Raw genomic sequence first — 14,715 nt, forward strand, 5'->3', positions numbered from 1 at the left:
CTTCGTGGGCGCGACGATCTTGGGGCTCGTAGTGCTCCCGTTGGAGCAGACGAACGCGAGGGCGTCGGGTTTATGGGATGCGATCTGCAGTGCGGCAGGCGTCGTGCGCGAGCCGACAAGCCAGAAGCCAATCGAACCGGACTTCAAAATCTCGCCTGCCGTGATGACGCCCGACATGCTGCGCGGCGCCGACGCCGATTCGATCGGTCGCGGCGCGACGCTCGCCCAGCAATGCGCGATCTGTCACGGCCCTACGGGCGTCAGCCGCGCCGATTCGCCCAATCTCGCGGGCCAATACCCGGCTGTGATCTATAAGCAACTCGAGGATTTTCAGATGGGCGCGCGCGTCAACGCCATCATGACGCCATTCGCGCTCCGCCTCTCCGGCCAGGACATGATCGATCTGGCCTCCTATTACGCGTATCTGCCGCGCCTGCCGGCCTATCATCCGGCTGGGCTTCTTCCCGCGCCGCGCATCGTCATCAACGGTGCGCCCCTGCGCAATATCGCGCCCTGCGGCGCGTGCCACGGCGCCCTGGACAACAAGGCGGGAAGTCCGTGGCTCGAGGGGCAGTCGGCTGTCTACATCAAGTCCCAGCTTCAGGCCTTCGCTTCGGGCGAAAGGCGGAACGATATCAGTGAGCAGATGCGCAATGTCGCGCGGCGGATGACGCCGGAGGAAATCGAAGAGGCGGCGCAATACTACGCCTCGCAGCCCTCTCCCGATGTGCGATCGGTCTCGCACTGATCTTTGTTGGAGGCGATCTGCTTGGCGTCCGTCACAATCCGACGGGCCAGCCGACAGGTCGGGAGTTGCTGATCCCCGGATCGCGGGCCGACGGCCGACTCGCGCTCGTCGTGCTATCGCTCGAACCCACGGTGTTCGACGGCGGCGGGCTGGAAAAGATCGTGAGCGACGTCCGCCAGACAATGGCCGAGGACTGCGGGGAACCGGCCTCACCGCGGAGCTGACGGGCGCGCCGGTCATGCAGCTCGAAATCCGGCACGCGCTGAAGCGCGACCGAATTGACGGCGGCGGACGTATCGTCGGGCTTGCCCTGCCGCGCTCGGGGCTGTCCAGCTGCAGATCGGTGCAAAGGGCGAGAGGGCGCGCCGCCTTTAGCGGGGCATCCCGCGCTCAGCCGGCTCTCTTCCGCCTTCCCTCGTCGTTTCGTTCTTCGAGCTTGAGGGCGTTTGTAATGATTTCGGCGGTGAGTCGCAGGTGCTTGGCGATCGCGTCCGTCGCCGCGGCGCTGTCGCGCGCAATGGCGGCGTCGAAGATTCGCTTATGCTCCGCGGACACGTTGCGGTCGCGGCCGACCACGCCGGAATAGCGTCGATAGCGTTCCGTCTGCTGATAGAGCGGGGAACGGATCTGGAGAAGCTTTGCCGAGCCGCAAGCTTTGACCAGCGCTTCATGGAATGCGCCGTGCGCAAGCGCCCATTGATCCGATGTTTCGCCCTCGACGCGCTCCGAAATCCTCGAAAGCCGATGCCACGCGGCGACGAGATTGGTCTCCCAGTCGAGATCGCCGTGCGCAATCGATCGCGCCAATGCGATCTGCTCGATCTCAACGCGCGCCTCGGTGAGATCCCGGAGATCCTCGACCGACAGCGGCGCCGCGCGATAGCCCTTCTGGGACTCCGCGATCACGAGGCCTTCCGCGCCAAGCCTCGAGAGCGCCTCCCGCACGGCGCCCAGACTGACTTCCGAGGTCTCGGCGATGTCGTTGATACGCAGTTTGCTTCCCGGAAGAATTCGGCAGGCGAGGATGTCGCCTCGAAGCGTCTCGAACATGCGGTCCGATTGGGTCTTGTTGCTCATCGTCTGGTCCGCCCCCTCATGGCGTCCTTCGCATCACGGCGCGCGCAAAAAACCGGCTCTCACCGTCCTCCTTGAGGCGATTTCACAAAAGTTTGCTACCACGCAAAAAATATATTTTCAATCGAAAAATCTCGTGCTATCGACGAAAAAAGGTTCTATTGCTGCGCCAGCCGCGGCTTATCAGGCGGAGGAAACGATGAAGCTATTCCGGCACGGAGCGGTCGGCGCCGAACGGGCGGGCGCTTTGGATGCGCGCGGCGTCAAGAGAGACCTCTCGTGGCTCGTCCCCGACATCACCCCGGACTGGCTCTCGCCCGAGAAGCTTCGCGCGATCGCGGCGATCGATATCGAGAAACTGCCGGCGGTGGCGGATGGGACGCGCATTGGCGCGCCGGTCGGGGGAGTTCGCCAGTTCGTCGCGATCGGTCTGAACTACCGCAAGCATGCGGCCGAGGCCGGCATGCGGATCCCGAAGGATCCGGTCGTGTTCAACAAGGCGATCACCTGCATCCAGGGCCCGAACGACGACCTCAACTGGCCCGAACGCTCGGAAAAGATGGATTGGGAGGTCGAACTCGCCTTTGTCGTCGGGACGAAGGCCCAGCGCGTGAGCAAGGAGAGCGCGCTCTCGCACATCGCCGGCTATTGCCTCGCCAACGACGTGTCCGAGCGCGAGTGGCAGGCGAACCGCAGCGGCCAGTGGGTCAAGGGCAAGAGCTTCGACACGTTCGGGCCGCTCGGCCCATGGCTCGTGACGGCGGATGAGATCCCCGATCCGCAAGCGATTCCGTTGACGCTCGCCGTCAACGGCGCCGTCCGGCAGAAGAGCAGCACCGGCGACATGATCTTCACTGTGGCGGAGATCCTTTCGCACCTGAGCCAGTTCATGACGCTCCTGCCGGGCGACGTGGTGATCACGGGCACACCGGAAGGCGTCGGCCTCGGCATGAAGCCGCCCCAGTTTCTGAAGCGCGGCGATGTCGTCGAACTCGACGGCGGCGTCCTCGGCTCGCAGCGGCAGAAGGTCGTCTGAGCGGACGCCAGGAGCGGCGGCGACAGGGTGCGGATCAAGAGGTCGCGGCTTTCCCTCGGGCGACAGCCTCAGCCAAAGCCCGCCCCTCCACGGACGTTCCGAAGCCCAGCCCGAAATGTTGCAGTTCACCGAGAAAGCGGCGGCCTGACCGGCTGGCCGAAAAAGTCCGTGTCGCGATGCCAAATTCCGCGGTCGCTGTTCCAGGCGGCGCGAGACCAACAAAACCAGAAGGAGGAGGAGACGCATGACCGCAATTCAGGGTTTCGTGAAGGCCACGCGCAGGCCTGGCGCGCTCGGCGTGCATTCGCTCGATCATTTTCATTTCGTGGTCCCGGATCCGGCCGTCGCCAAGACTTTCTATGTCGAGTTCGGGCTCGATGTCGGCGAGCGCGGGTCCGCCTTGACGCTCGCGACGAAAGGCAACCCGCACGTCTGGGGCACGATCGGCGAAGGCCCGCGCAAGAAGCACCAGTACATCTCGTTCGGCGCATTCGAGGATGATCTCGATCGCTTCGCCGAGCGGCTGCAGGCGCATGACGTCAAGCGCGTCGATCCGCCGTCAGGCGTGGAGTCGAATGGGCTGTGGTTTCACGACCATGACGGCAATCTGGTCGAAATCGCGGTCGCGCCGAAAACATCGCCCAGTGAGAAGAGCCAGTTCGTCCAGTCCTCGGCGAGCCCGGCCCAGAGGGGCGCGCCCAATCGCAGCGCCGTCAAGCGCACGCATCCACGCCGTCTCGCGCACATGCTGTTGTTCACGACGAACGTGAGGAAAGCGATCGACTTCTACTCGCTCGTGCTTGGGCTTCGCCTGTCAGACCACTCGAGCGACGGAATCGCCTTCATGCACGGCATCCACGGCAGCGATCATCACATGATCGCGCTCGGCAAATCGAATGCTCCCGGCATGCACCACCTGAGCTGGGACGTCGGCAGCATCGACGAGATCGGCCTCGGGGCGATGCACATGCTCGGCAAAGGATACGACAAGGGCTGGGGTCTCGGCCGCCATGTGCTCGGGTCGAACTTCTTCCACTACGTGCGGGATCCGTGGGGCTCTTTCTGCGAATACTCCGCCGACATCGATTTTGTCCCGCACGACGCGGACTGGCCGGCGGCGGACCATCCTCCGGAAGATTCGTTCTACGTGTGGGGACCGAATCCGCCGGCTGATTTCATCCACAATTTCGAAGCCTGACAGGCGTTTCGCAAGGTCCGCGACACCAGGCGGAACACGGGAGGCAAACAGCGGATAATTTGTCTCTCCTGTCCAATGAACCAGCACGAGATCGCCCCCCGGGGCGAGCGAACAGAGAATGCGCTCCGCCGATCGGTCCACGTCCGCGGGACTCAGGTAGTAGACGACTTCGGAGAGGACGATGAGGTCGAACGTCCCCTCCGGCCACTCGCTGGGCGCGGCGCTGCGGTCGAATTCAACCCATGGCGCGTCGGCCGAGCGACGGCGAGCTTCGCGCAGCGGTTCTTCCGCGATGTCCGTTGCAAGGAGGCGATCGCACCGGGCGGCCAGCCGGCGCGTGAGGATGCCGATCGAGCAGCCGATTTCGAGTCCGCTCGCATAGCGCGCCTTCGGAAGCGCCGCGAGAGTTGCGTCGTATTTCTCCCGTTCGTACCCGCTCGTTGCGAAGCGCCAGGGATCGGCGTCGCTCGCATAGAGGTCCTCGAAATAGGCGCGCCCGAGCGAAACCGTCGTCACGGGTCCATCTCGAGGAACAGTTCGTCGCGAGCGAGGATGTCCTCGATCATCGCGCGCGGAAGCAGGAAGCCTTCGGGATCGTCGTCGATGAGGCGGGAAACCTGAGAGCGATGGCTGAGGATCGCGGCGCGCTTGCGCTCTCGATGCTTGCTTGACGGCAGGCGCCAGCCGAGCGGCGGGCCCTCCGGCTCGCGGTCGAGCTCGGCGCCGCGTCCCCAGATCGAATATTCGAAGAGCCTTGCGCTGCGCCGGCGTTGGGCCAGGCGCGCGATGGCGTAAGCGGCCTGATGGTCGCCATGCGCATCGTGGCGCCAGGTTACGAAAATCACCCCCGCGCGCGCTTTTGCAGCCGCGTTTGCGATCGCAACGGAGGCGCGCTCGGCCTCGTCGCCGGATGAGGGGACGGCGCGGTCCGGAAGGCGCAGGAACTCGATCTGCGACGAGGAAACGCCGAGGGCCGCCATCGCGGCCTGCGCCTCTCCCTCACGCAGCGCGCGCAGGCGGTCTGCGGGATAGCCCTGCGAGTTCGGGTGCGATCCTGTTCCGTCGCTGACAAAGACGATGCGCACCGGCCGGCCGGCCGCGACCGCCTCGCGGAGGAGCGCCCCGCAGCCAAGGCTCTCGTCATCGGGGTGCGGCGCCACGACGACAGCCCCGCCTTCACCGAGAAGGTCGGATAGACGAGCGGCCGGCAACGCGTCCGCCGCGGCAAAGAAAGCGTCGCGGTTCATTGGCGCTTCGCAAAGACGGCGCCGCCGTCCGACAGGACCCATTGAGCCCCGTTCGCAAGCGCCCGATCCGGACCGGGCTGGCGCAAGTAGGTCGCGAGGTCGCGGGCGATCCGCTCGATCGGGTCGGGACGAAGAAACGCTCGCAGGCCGACCGAGCGCTGAACCCGCTCGATGAGATCGAGCGCTGCTCGCTCGACGGCCGAGCGCGCGAGACTGACGTAGCCCACAAGCGACGCGTCGTCCGCCTCGCGCCGCTCAAAAAGAGCGGCGGCGCGCTCGACCCAGAGACGCGCGGTCTCGACCGCGATCGCCGATTCTGCCACCCTTGCTGACTGATGAGGATCGCCGCCTCGGCCGGCGCGCAAGAGATGCTCGCGCAAGCCCATGAACAGCGCCTCCATCCCTCCGACCTGGACTGCGGCGAAGCGCCAGGCGCCGCCGGAAAAATCCGGCTCGCGATGATAGTCCCGGGGCTCGCCGAGCATGTCCTCGTCGTGGACCTTGAGCCCGGTGAAGGTCACCGTCCCCGTCACGGAGGCGCGCATGCCTTGCGCGGTCCAGCCCGAGAGATCGAGCCGTTCTCCTTGCGGGAGCCGGGGCAGCGCCATCCGAACCCGATCCGCCTCGTCCCTGGCTGTCACGACCGGCCGTAAGATAAGCCCGGCGCCCGAACAGTAGATCTTCCGACCTTCCAGGACAAAAGCGCGGTCCGCGTAACGAATCCGCAGGCCCTGCTCGTTCTCGTCCGCAGCCCAGACGCCAAACAACGCGCCCTGTCGAGCCTCGTCCGCCATCCGCGCGCGCTGCGCGATGGAGCCATAGGTCTCGACGAGCCGGATTGCGTTGACGTGGCCTTCGTACAGGCGACCGAGAGGCAGACTCGCCCGACCAAGAACCCGGAGCGCCGTCGGCAGCGTCCGCGCCGCCGCTTCGCCCAAAGCGAGCCCCGCGCCGCCGAATGAAGGCGAGAACGGAAGGCTCAATAGGCCGGTATTCGCCAGCGCTTCCAACTCGGCGAGCGGCGGTTCGCCGCTTTCGTCGAGCGCCCGAGAGCGCTCGGCGGCGAGCGCGGCCGCCTCATCGAAGGCGGGAAGCGTGGTCGTCAGGTCCAAGACGCGCGCTGTCGAAAAGCCCATGCCGCCGCTCCCCTCTCGAATGATGTAACGTCGCGGGCCGTCTGGAAGTTCCCGACGCCCGCGCCCGCGCCGCGGCGCAAGGAGATTGGCGACATGGTCGTCGATGGCGTCGCCTTTCGACATTCCCGCCGTCACGCACGGCCACGCGCTGATGAAGCAGCCTGCGGCTTGGTGTCCCTTGGCCAGATTCCCAGGACGATCGATCATTCCGTGGGGAATGCGGCCCCTCTCGCCCCGCGTTCCGACTATACTGGCGCCTGCGGCCTTTCGCCGCCGACGGAGGGTCCATGCGACGCAGAACCTTTTTGGCCGGCGCCGCGCTCGGCGCGGGCGCGCCCCTCATCCCCCGCCGGGTCGCCGCCGCCGACGCCGCGATCGCAGGGAAGTTCGCCGACACGCTCACCGCGCACGACATCGACGCCTTCGCCCACCTCATCGCCGATGACTACGTCAACCATCAGGTCAGCGCCGCGGCCCCTCCGCCGCCCGCGGGCCTGACGGCGAAGGCGGCGACGGTCGCCTTCTTCGCGGCGCGGCTCAAGGCCCTGCCTGACCTCAAGGTGACGATCCAGACGACCGTCGCCGCGGATGACCGCGTCGCGGCGAGCTTCGTTTACGAGGGGACGCACGAGGGCGTCTATTACGGCATCGAGCCGACCGGCAAACGCCTGGTGTTCACCTCCTGCGACATTTTTCGGATCGTTGATGGGCATATCGCCGAGCATTGGGGTATGGGAGATATCGCCGGAATACTCGCCCAGTTGAAGGGGTAGGGACCCCAACCGCGGATTCCGACGGGAGGGCCGGGATGGCGTGGGTCGCTCTGTTCGTTTGCGGGCTCGTCCTGTGGGCCGGGTGCGCGGGCGTCTACGCCATGGGCCTCGAGGTCTGGCCCAGCGAGATTCCCGAGGCGGTCCGGCTGGCGGTGGCGCCGGTGATCGCCGCCGCGGCGACGATGGCCGACAAGATTGTCGCGCGGGACGCCAATTCCCTGTTCCGGGCCGCTGTGTTGACCCTGATTGTCGCGGCGCTCGACCTCGTCGTCCTCGCGCCGCTCGTCGACCGAAAGCGGATGGTCTCCCACAGCATGCTCGGCTTCTGGCTGCCGCTCGCGGCGATCTTTGTCGCCAGCTACTTCACGGGCGTGTTCGGTCCGATGTGATCGGGGCTCCCGGCGGGCGCCGCCTTGCCGCGCCCGGCGAAGCGGGGATAAGACGCAAGACGTGAAGCGCGGCGCAGGCGAGGACCCATGTTCACCGGAATTGTCAGCGACGTCGGCGAAGTGATTGAAATCGAACGCCTAGGCGAGCGGGACCGCCTGACCATCGCCAGCGCCTACGATCCGGCCGGGATCGCCGTCAGCGCCTCGATCGCCAATGCCGGTGTCTGCCTGACGGCGGTCGCCGTCGAGCCGCGCGGGGAGGGTTCGCGCCTCAGCTTCGATGTCGGGGCGGAGACGCTCGCGGTCACCACGCTGGGCTCGTGGAACAGGGGGACAAAAGTCAATCTCGAACGGTCGCTGAGGGTCGGCGACGAACTCGGCGGCCACATGGTCAGCGGCCATGTCGACGGCCTGGCCTCAATCGTTTCGCGGCGCGACTTCGACGGCATGGCGCACTTCCGCTTCCGCAGCCCGCACGCGCTCGCCAAGTTCATCGCGGTCAAGGGCTCGGTGGCGCTGGACGGGACGTCGCTGACCGTCAACGCGGTCGAGGGCGACGAGTTCGAAGTCCTGCTCATCCCGCACACGCTCGAGGTGACGACCTGGGGCGAGCGAAAGGCGGGCGACACCGTGAATATCGAGGTCGACCAGATGGCCCGTTACGCCGCGCGGTTGATCGAGGCGGCGGAGGCTCGCTAGGCGGAACGCGACAAGGCCGACTTAAGGCAGATTTATGACGGAGAAAAATATTGACTATGTAAGCTAACGCATGTTAACGGCGGCCGCGAGGGGAAACGGCGCCCCGCCGCGAAGACGGAAGCCGGGTGTAGCGGCGCCCGCCCGGAAAAGCCGCCGCAAACCATTGAAAAGTCCGGATTCCGACTCGCGAGGGCGCCGGTCGGTCGGACGCCCCACGGGTCGCTCAGGCCAGCCGCCCGGCGCCGTCCAAAGGACGGGAGAGAGGCCGCGCGAACCGGGGCGCAACCCCCTCGCGCATGACGAAGCGGCGCAGCGGCCCCACCGCGCCGAGCGCCGCGAGGCCGGCCCCTCGGGCGAGGTCGAGCGAAACGAAGCGCGCGAGCAGCGCCCGGTTGAGGCCGTCGACCACGCCGGCGCGGGTGAGGATATCGGCCCGGCGCGCCCGCTCGTAAGCCCCGAGCGCGACGCTTCCGCCGATGTCACGGCCCTCGACGCGCGCCTCGACAGCCGCAGCGACGATCGCCTCGACGTCCCGCAGTCCGAGATTGAGTCCCTGGGCGCCGATCGGCGGGAAGGCGTGGGCGGCGTCGCCGATCAGCGCCAGCCGCTTCGCCGTCAGCTTCGGCACGATCTGACGGACCATCGGGAAGACGCCGCGCCGGCCCTCGAGCCGCATCGCCCCGAGGATCGAGCGGGCCTGGCGCTCGATCTCGCGCGCGAGCGCCGTGTCGTCGAGCGCCTCGCGGCGGCGCGCCTCGGCGTCCGACATCACCCAGACGAGGCTTGAGCGGTCGGGCGCTTCTGCGCCTGGCGGCAGCGGCACCAGGGTGAACGGCCCGTCTCGGGTGTGGAATTCGGTCGAGAAGTCGCGGTGTGGCAGGCGGTGTCTGAGCAGCGCGGTCAGCGCGCTCTGCGGATAGCGGTGCGCGTGGACCGGAAGCCCGGCGGCGCGGCGCGCGGGCGAGGCGCGCCCGTCGGCGCCGACAACGAGCAGGGCCGCGACGCTGCGTCCGTCGTCGAGCCGGGCGACCGCCCGATCGCCGGAAAAGTCGTACGCTGCAATGGCCCTGCCCATCCGCTCGACGCCCGCGGTTTGCGCGGCGCGGCGCGCCAGGGAGTCGGCCATGAGGTCGTTCTCGACGTTCCAGCCGAAGGTCTCGAGGCCGATCTCCGCTGAGGTGAACTCGACCGGACGCGGCGGGAACAGCCCGCCGGTGTCGTCGATCATGCGCAGAGCGCGCATCGGCGCCGCCTCGGGCTCGATCGCGCCCCAGAGCGCAAGCGAATCGAGATAGGCGATCGAGCGGTCCAGCATCGCCACGGTGCGCCCGCGGGCGAGGCGCTCGTCGGTCCCGCACCAGACGACGACGAACCCGGCTTGAGCGAAAGCGATCGCCGCGGTCAGTCCGGCAAGGCCGGCGCCGGCGACGAGCACGTCGCAGACGCGGTCGGCGGGTTCGGCGGGACGGGTCATGGGCGTTGGCTCCCTGTTCTTCCGGCGGGCGTCGGACGGGAAGACGGCGTCGCCGGACTTTGATAAGGCGGAACTCGCAAGGTCAAGCCGGAGCGGGGCGGCGGAGCGTTTTGTCGCAGGGAAGGGGCGGACGGCATGTCGATCGAGAAGCAACCCGTTCGGGTCGCCAAGGCGGCGGGCTTTTCCGTCCATCTGTTCACCGCCTCGGGCGGCGCGGTGGCGGTGCTCGCGCTCTACGCCGCCATCGAGCGGCATTTCGCCATCTGTTTCGCTTGGCTGGGCCTCGCGCTGTTCATCGACGGGATCGACGGGACTCTTGCGCGCGCGGCGAATGTTCATGAAACCGCCGCGACGATCGACGGCGTAGTCCTCGACCTGGTGATCGACTTTCTCACCTATGTGCTGGTGCCGGTGGTCGCCCTGTGGCGGTCGGACCTGATGCCGACCGAGGCCTCGTTCTGGATCGGCCTCGTGGTGGTGATCGCCTCTGCGCTCTATTTCGCCGACACGAGAATGAAGACCGACGACCTGTGGTTCCGTGGCTTTCCGGCGACCTGGAACATCCTTGTGCTCTATCTTTTCGTCCTGCGGCCGCCCTGGGTCGTGAGCGCGGCGATCCTTCTGGGCGCAACGGCGCTGATGTTCGCCCCGGCCGTGTTCGTCCATCCCCTTCGCGTGGTAAGGCTGCGCATCCTGACCGTCGCAGTGACCGTCGCGTGGTTCGCCTTCGCCGCGCTGGCGATCGTCGACGACCTGGCGCCGCCCATTTGGATCGTCGCCGGCCTGATCGCGACCGCCGCCTACTTTTTGGCGCTGCCGCTTGTCAGGCATTCGCCCTGGGCATGACGGCCCGGGCGAATCGCCTTGCCGCGGCGCGCGAATCCTTGCTATAGCGCGCGCCGTCGCGGCCGAACGGAACCGTTCGTCGCCGGCCTCGTGGCGGAGTGGCTACGCAGAGGACTGCAAATCCTTGCACCCCGGTTCGATTCCGGGCGAGGCCTCCAATTCAGTTGAGAGCGCGGACGGCTGCTGTCCGCGTCGCGGGGGCGAATACCGATGGCGACGATCTCTCCGGCCGACCAAAACCTTGACCAGCGGCTGCACATGGTCAACGGCCAGTTGCGCACCGGCGACGTCTTCGACCAGGAGGTGCTCGCGGCTTTCCTCGCCATGCCGCGCGAGCAATTCGTGGCTGCGTCCAACGTCCCGCTCGCCTACCTCGATCGCGAGACTCCGGCGCTCGGCGCGAGGACCCGTCGGCTGCTGCGGCCGCTCACCCTCGCGCGGTTGCTGCAGGCTGCGACGGTGAAGGCGGGTGATAGGGCGCTCGACGTCGGCGGCGGGTCGGGCTACGGCGCGGCGCTGCTCGATTTCATGGGCGCCAAGGTCGTGGCGATCGAATCGGATCCCGGCGCCGTTACGGCGGCGCGCGAACTTCTCGCCGGCCGGGAACGCGTGACCGTGATCGAGGGCCCGCTCGAGGGCGGCGCCGCTCATCTCGGTCCGTTCGACGTCATCGTCGTCGAAGGCGCCTTTCGCATTCAGCCCGACGGTCTGCTCGGCCAACTCGCCGAGGGCGGCCGGCTGGTCGGGATCGACGCGATCATGGGCGCGCCGCAAGGGGCGTTGTACGAGCGCCGTGGGGCGGGGGTGAGTCGGCGCGCGCTGTTCGAGGCCTTCGCGGACACGCTCGACGGATTTCAGCCCGCGGCGAGCTTCGCATTCTAGCTCTGGTCGTACCCGGGGAATCACGGCGACAGACGATCGCCTCCGGAGTGTCTCATCTTTGCGACGCGTCGGCGAAAAATTGGGGACCGGCGTTGGGTTCCGCGAAGCTTCTGTGGCGTTGCGGCCGCTCGCGACTATTATGCCGCCGTCGCCAGTCCCGACGCCGCACAAGGCGTTGTGGATTTCGAGAGGGGCGCCTGCGCAGGACATCGCCGAGAGGCTATGTTTATGGCGTCGGGCGTGCGACGTTCAGGCGCTTCGGGGAGCGGCATCTCTCCGGCGGCGTGGTGAGGCGAGGTGGATCGAGGCATGGACGCAAGCGAGACACGACGTTCCGCCCGGAGCGGTAGGGGGCCGCGGGGCGTCTTACGGTCCGCCCTTCTTGCGACCGTCGCCGTTGTGACAATAGGCGCTGGCGGCGCCGGCGCGGAGACGATGAACGGCGCCCTGGTCAAGGCCTACCTGACCAACCCCGACATCAATTCGCAGCGCGCCACCGTTCGTCAGACCGATGAAAACGTCCCCACCGCAAACGCGGGCTATCTGCCGAAAGTCAGCGCTGTCGGCACCGCAGGGGTGCAGCACGCCAACGGCAACGAAATCATTCCGAGTTCCCCGGAGTTACGGTATGCGACCGGCGCCTATCCGCGCAGCTACGGCGTGCAGGCCAGTGAGACGGTTTTCGACGGCTATCAGACGATCAACAAGATCCGAGGCGCGGAATCCGACGTGCTCGCCGCTCGCGAGACATTGCGCAACACGGAACAGACCACGCTGCTCAGTGGCGTGCAGGCCTACATGGACGTTCTGCAGAACTCCGCGATCGTCGACCTCGATCGCAACAACGTCGACGTGCTGAAGGAGCAGTTGCGGGAGACCAAGGACCGGTTCACCGTTGGCGAAGTGACTCGCACCGACGTCGCCCAGGCGGAGGCGAGTCTCGCCAGCGCCAACGCGACCCTGTTGAGCGACCAAGCGGTGCTCGAAGCGTCGGTCGCCACTTATCGCCAGGTCATCGGCGACGAGCCCAAGACCCTGGCGCCGGTCAAGCCGATCGTAAGGCCGCTGCCCAGCACCTTGCCCGAGGCGGTCAACATCTCGCAGGTCGAGCATCCGGCGATCGTCGCCCAGGAGCACGGCGTCGACGCCGCGCTGCTCAGCATCAAAATCGCCGAAGGCGCGCTCTACCCGCAAGCCAGCGTTTCCGCGCAAGTTACTCAGGCGTACGATGTCAACAGCACGCCGGGGATGCGCCAGTTTAGCGCCCAGATCCTCGGGCAGCTGACGATCCCGATCTACCAGGGCGGCGGCGAATATGCCGCTATCCGGCAGTCGAAGGAAAGCCTGACCGTCCAGGAGCTGAAGGCCGACTCGACGCGGGACCAGATTCGGCAAAACGTGGTTGCGTCCTGGGGCCGTTATCAAGCGGCGATCGGCGTGGTGAAGGCGGCGCGCGCGTCGGTCGCGGCCAACGAGGTGGCGCTCGCCGGCGTGCGTGAGGAGGCCAAAGTCGGCCAGCGCACCACCCTCGACGTGCTCAACGCCCAGCAGGCTCTGCTTTCCGCCCGCACCCAGCTCGTGCGCGCGGAGCACGACCAGGTCGTGTTTTCCTATGCGCTGCTGTCGGCGGTTGGCCGGCTCAACGTGCCGACGCTCGGGCTGGCGGTCGCCGAGTACGACCCGACCGTCCACTTCGACCAGGTCAAGGACAAGTGGATCGGTCTCAGGACGCCTGACGGCAAATAAAGGTGGACGGCGCACCGGCCGGGCGGCCCGCGCTTGCGGGCGCCGGCGATCGCCGATTACCCTTCATGCAGGTGATTCGCGAACCGGCCGCGCGCCGCGAACGACGATCGTGTGCGGCTCGGCTCGCAGGCGAGGTTCGATCATCGAGGACGATGCAGTGGCTGAAGCGACGGGCATGAGCGCAGTCAAGTTGAACATGGGCGATCTCGACGCGTTGCGTCGCGCGCAGAGGGCGCACGAGCCGTCGATGGAGGAGATTCTCGCCTCGATCCGGACCATCATCGCCGAGGAGCGGGAGCCGGCCAAGGGGCAGGAGACGAAGGGTCCGAAGCCCGCCGCGCCGGCGCCGCAGATCGTCTATTCGAAGGGCGAGCCGGCCGTCGAACGGGCGGAGGTCGCGCCGCAGCAGCGTCCCGAGCCGGCGGCCGAAGCCAATCCCTCCAAGGCCGAGGCCAATCCTCCCAAGGCCGAAGCCAATCCCCCCAAGGCCGAAGCCGATCCCCAAACGGGCGTGTGGCCCCGGGCGGAGCTGGAGGTGAGCGACGCGGCGGACCGTCCGGTTGAGGACGACGCGCCGCTTCTGTCGCCCGAAACAGACAAGGCGGTCGCGTCCGCCTTCGACGCGCTCTCCGCCAATCTCGCGGCCCGCAGCGCCGAACGCGCCGAGGAGCTCGCGCGCGAGATGCTGCGGCCGATGCTCAAGGCGTGGCTCGACGAAAACCTGCCGGGGATCGTCGAGCGGCTGGTGCGCGCCGAAATCGAGCGGGTCGCGCGCGGGGCGCGCTAGGCTGGCAAGCCTTTCAATCCGTTGACTTGCGGCGCGGCGTCGGGCTTAAACCCGTCGTGGCGCGCCGCCGTCAGCGCTTACGGGCCGGCATTCCGCGACGCGCCGCGCTTCAACCGTAATCAGCCGGCCCAAAGGGCCCGGCGCGGACTGGTATTCCATGATGGACAAATCGTTTGACGCGTCTGCGGTTGAATCCCGCATTTCCGCCCTGTGGGAGGAAAGCGGAGCGTTCCGCTCGGGGCGGCCCGAACGCGCGGACGCCGAGCCCTTCTGCATGGTCATTCCGCCGCCCAACGTCACCGGCAACCTGCATATGGGCCATGCGCTCAACAACACGCTGCAGGACATTCTCTGCCGCTACCGGCGGATGAATGGACGCGACGTCCTCTGGCAGCCGGGCACCGATCACGCTGGGATCGCAACGCAGATGGTGGTCGAGCGCAAGCTCGCCGAGACGCAGCAGCCCGACCGGCGGACGCTCGGCCGCGAGGCCTTTCTCGAACGCGTCTGGGCGTGGAAGGCAGAGTCGGGCGGCGCGATCATCCAGCAGCTGAAAAGGCTCGGCGCGTCCTGCGACTGGAGCCGCGAGCGGTTCACCCTGGACGAAGGCCTGTCGCGCGCCGTCGCCAAGGTGTTCGTTCAGCTTTGCCGCGACGGGCTCGTCTACAAGGACAAGCGGC

General features: G+C 67.4%; 15 protein-coding genes, 1 tRNA gene and 1 pseudogene. 12 read left to right on the forward strand and 5 right to left on the reverse strand.

From position 1 onward, the window contains the following. A partial coding sequence (locus ACLP25_RS12525; RefSeq protein ID WP_442469521.1) for a c-type cytochrome occupies positions 1-748 on the forward strand: 748 nt, incomplete at its 5' end. 390 nt (positions 749-1,138) lie between these two features. Here the strand turns inward: ACLP25_RS12525 and ACLP25_RS12530 are convergent. Continuing rightward, positions 1,139-1,825 carry a GntR family transcriptional regulator gene (locus ACLP25_RS12530; RefSeq protein WP_442469522.1) on the reverse strand — a complete coding sequence of 229 codons (687 nt, stop codon included), beginning with the start codon at positions 1,823-1,825 and terminating at the stop codon, positions 1,139-1,141. Between the two features lie 196 nt (positions 1,826-2,021). On the opposite strand from ACLP25_RS12530, the gene ACLP25_RS12535 reads away from it, so the two are divergent. Further along, a complete protein-coding gene (locus ACLP25_RS12535; protein WP_442469523.1) occupies positions 2,022-2,858 on the forward strand; it encodes a fumarylacetoacetate hydrolase family protein in 837 nt (278 codons plus the stop codon). A 244-nt stretch (positions 2,859-3,102) separates the two neighbouring features. Then, positions 3,103-4,056: a VOC family protein gene (locus tag ACLP25_RS12540; protein WP_442469524.1), complete on the forward strand. Its 954-nt coding sequence runs from the start codon at positions 3,103-3,105 to the stop codon at positions 4,054-4,056. A 72-nt stretch (positions 4,057-4,128) separates the two neighbouring features. Here ACLP25_RS12540 and ACLP25_RS12545 read toward each other — a convergent pair. From ACLP25_RS12545 to ACLP25_RS12555, 3 genes and pseudogenes are all read right to left on the reverse strand, one after another. Then, a pseudogene (locus ACLP25_RS12545) lies at positions 4,129-4,572 on the reverse strand (class I SAM-dependent DNA methyltransferase); the annotation flags it as partial. Then, a complete protein-coding gene (locus ACLP25_RS12550) occupies positions 4,569-5,303 on the reverse strand; it encodes a PIG-L deacetylase family protein (protein ID WP_442469525.1) in 735 nt (244 codons plus the stop codon). The gene ACLP25_RS12550 and the pseudogene ACLP25_RS12545, both read right to left, overlap by 4 nt. Then, positions 5,300-6,439, reverse strand: coding sequence for an acyl-CoA dehydrogenase family protein (locus tag ACLP25_RS12555; protein ID WP_442469526.1), 1,140 nt, complete (start codon positions 6,437-6,439; stop codon positions 5,300-5,302). Before ACLP25_RS12555 ends, ACLP25_RS12550 begins: the two co-directional genes overlap by 4 nt. A 287-nt stretch (positions 6,440-6,726) precedes the next feature. Here ACLP25_RS12555 and ACLP25_RS12560 point away from each other — a divergent pair, with 287 nt between their 5' ends. The 3 genes from ACLP25_RS12560 to ACLP25_RS12570 all read left to right on the forward strand — a co-directional run bounded on the left by ACLP25_RS12560 (position 6,727) and on the right by ACLP25_RS12570 (position 8,300). Continuing rightward, positions 6,727-7,212 carry an ester cyclase gene (locus ACLP25_RS12560; protein WP_442469527.1) on the forward strand — a complete coding sequence of 162 codons (486 nt, stop codon included), beginning with the start codon at positions 6,727-6,729 and terminating at the stop codon, positions 7,210-7,212. A 35-nt stretch (positions 7,213-7,247) separates the two neighbouring features. Beyond that, a complete protein-coding gene (locus ACLP25_RS12565; protein ID WP_442469528.1) occupies positions 7,248-7,601 on the forward strand; it encodes a hypothetical protein in 354 nt (117 codons plus the stop codon). An 87-nt stretch (positions 7,602-7,688) separates the two neighbouring features. Then, positions 7,689-8,300, forward strand: coding sequence for a riboflavin synthase (locus tag ACLP25_RS12570; protein WP_442469529.1), 612 nt, complete (start codon positions 7,689-7,691; stop codon positions 8,298-8,300). A 223-nt stretch (positions 8,301-8,523) separates the two neighbouring features. Here the strand turns inward: ACLP25_RS12570 and ACLP25_RS12575 are convergent, their stop codons facing one another. Beyond that, positions 8,524-9,774, reverse strand: a complete 1,251-nt coding sequence (locus tag ACLP25_RS12575) for an FAD-dependent monooxygenase (RefSeq protein ID WP_442469530.1) — start codon at positions 9,772-9,774, stop codon at positions 8,524-8,526. 135 nt (positions 9,775-9,909) lie between these two features. On the opposite strand from ACLP25_RS12575, the gene ACLP25_RS12580 reads away from it, so the two are divergent. The 6 genes from ACLP25_RS12580 to ACLP25_RS12605 all read left to right on the forward strand — a co-directional run. Continuing rightward, on the forward strand, positions 9,910-10,620 hold the full coding sequence (locus ACLP25_RS12580) for a CDP-alcohol phosphatidyltransferase family protein (RefSeq protein ID WP_442469531.1): 711 nt from the start codon (positions 9,910-9,912) through the stop codon (positions 10,618-10,620). 84 nt (positions 10,621-10,704) lie between these two features. Further along, positions 10,705-10,778: transfer RNA gene (locus tag ACLP25_RS12585), tRNA-Cys, on the forward strand. Positions 10,779-10,830: 52 nt separating this feature from the next. Then, positions 10,831-11,502 (forward strand): protein-L-isoaspartate O-methyltransferase family protein, encoded by a 672-nt coding sequence (locus ACLP25_RS12590; RefSeq protein ID WP_442469532.1) that lies wholly within the window; start codon positions 10,831-10,833, stop codon positions 11,500-11,502. 435 nt (positions 11,503-11,937) lie between these two features. Further along, positions 11,938-13,248 (forward strand): TolC family outer membrane protein, encoded by a 1,311-nt coding sequence (locus tag ACLP25_RS12595; RefSeq protein WP_442469533.1) that lies wholly within the window; start codon positions 11,938-11,940, stop codon positions 13,246-13,248. A 247-nt stretch (positions 13,249-13,495) separates the two neighbouring features. Then, positions 13,496-14,035 carry a DUF2497 domain-containing protein gene (locus ACLP25_RS12600; protein WP_442469535.1) on the forward strand — a complete coding sequence of 180 codons (540 nt, stop codon included), beginning with the start codon at positions 13,496-13,498 and terminating at the stop codon, positions 14,033-14,035. Between the two features lie 157 nt (positions 14,036-14,192). Then, on the forward strand, positions 14,193-14,715 hold a 523-nt coding region (locus ACLP25_RS12605), incomplete at its 3' end, for a class I tRNA ligase family protein (RefSeq protein ID WP_442469534.1).

This window comes from Roseiarcus sp. (assembly GCF_052145395.1).
Taxonomy (GTDB): Bacteria; Pseudomonadota; Alphaproteobacteria; order Rhizobiales; family Beijerinckiaceae; genus Roseiarcus.

Bases quoted from the DNA above. Each gene is read 5' to 3' on its own strand.
- ACLP25_RS12530 (WP_442469522.1), bottom strand. From the start codon at position 1,825: ATGAGCAACAAGACCCAATCGGACCGCATGTTCGAGACGCTTCGAGGC.
- ACLP25_RS12535 (WP_442469523.1), top strand. From the start codon at position 2,022: ATGAAGCTATTCCGGCACGGAGCGGTCGGCGCCGAACGGGCGGGCGCT.
- ACLP25_RS12540 (WP_442469524.1), top strand. From the start codon at position 3,103: ATGACCGCAATTCAGGGTTTCGTGAAGGCCACGCGCAGGCCTGGCGCG.
- ACLP25_RS12550 (WP_442469525.1), bottom strand. From the start codon at position 5,303: ATGAACCGCGACGCTTTCTTTGCCGCGGCGGACGCGTTGCCGGCCGCT.
- ACLP25_RS12555 (WP_442469526.1), bottom strand. From the start codon at position 6,439: ATGGGCTTTTCGACAGCGCGCGTCTTGGACCTGACGACCACGCTTCCC.
- ACLP25_RS12560 (WP_442469527.1), top strand. From the start codon at position 6,727: ATGCGACGCAGAACCTTTTTGGCCGGCGCCGCGCTCGGCGCGGGCGCG.
- ACLP25_RS12565 (WP_442469528.1), top strand. From the start codon at position 7,248: ATGGCGTGGGTCGCTCTGTTCGTTTGCGGGCTCGTCCTGTGGGCCGGG.
- ACLP25_RS12570 (WP_442469529.1), top strand. From the start codon at position 7,689: ATGTTCACCGGAATTGTCAGCGACGTCGGCGAAGTGATTGAAATCGAA.
- ACLP25_RS12575 (WP_442469530.1), bottom strand. From the start codon at position 9,774: ATGACCCGTCCCGCCGAACCCGCCGACCGCGTCTGCGACGTGCTCGTC.
- ACLP25_RS12580 (WP_442469531.1), top strand. From the start codon at position 9,910: ATGTCGATCGAGAAGCAACCCGTTCGGGTCGCCAAGGCGGCGGGCTTT.
- ACLP25_RS12590 (WP_442469532.1), top strand. From the start codon at position 10,831: ATGGCGACGATCTCTCCGGCCGACCAAAACCTTGACCAGCGGCTGCAC.
- ACLP25_RS12595 (WP_442469533.1), top strand. From the start codon at position 11,938: ATGAACGGCGCCCTGGTCAAGGCCTACCTGACCAACCCCGACATCAAT.
- ACLP25_RS12600 (WP_442469535.1), top strand. From the start codon at position 13,496: ATGGAGGAGATTCTCGCCTCGATCCGGACCATCATCGCCGAGGAGCGG.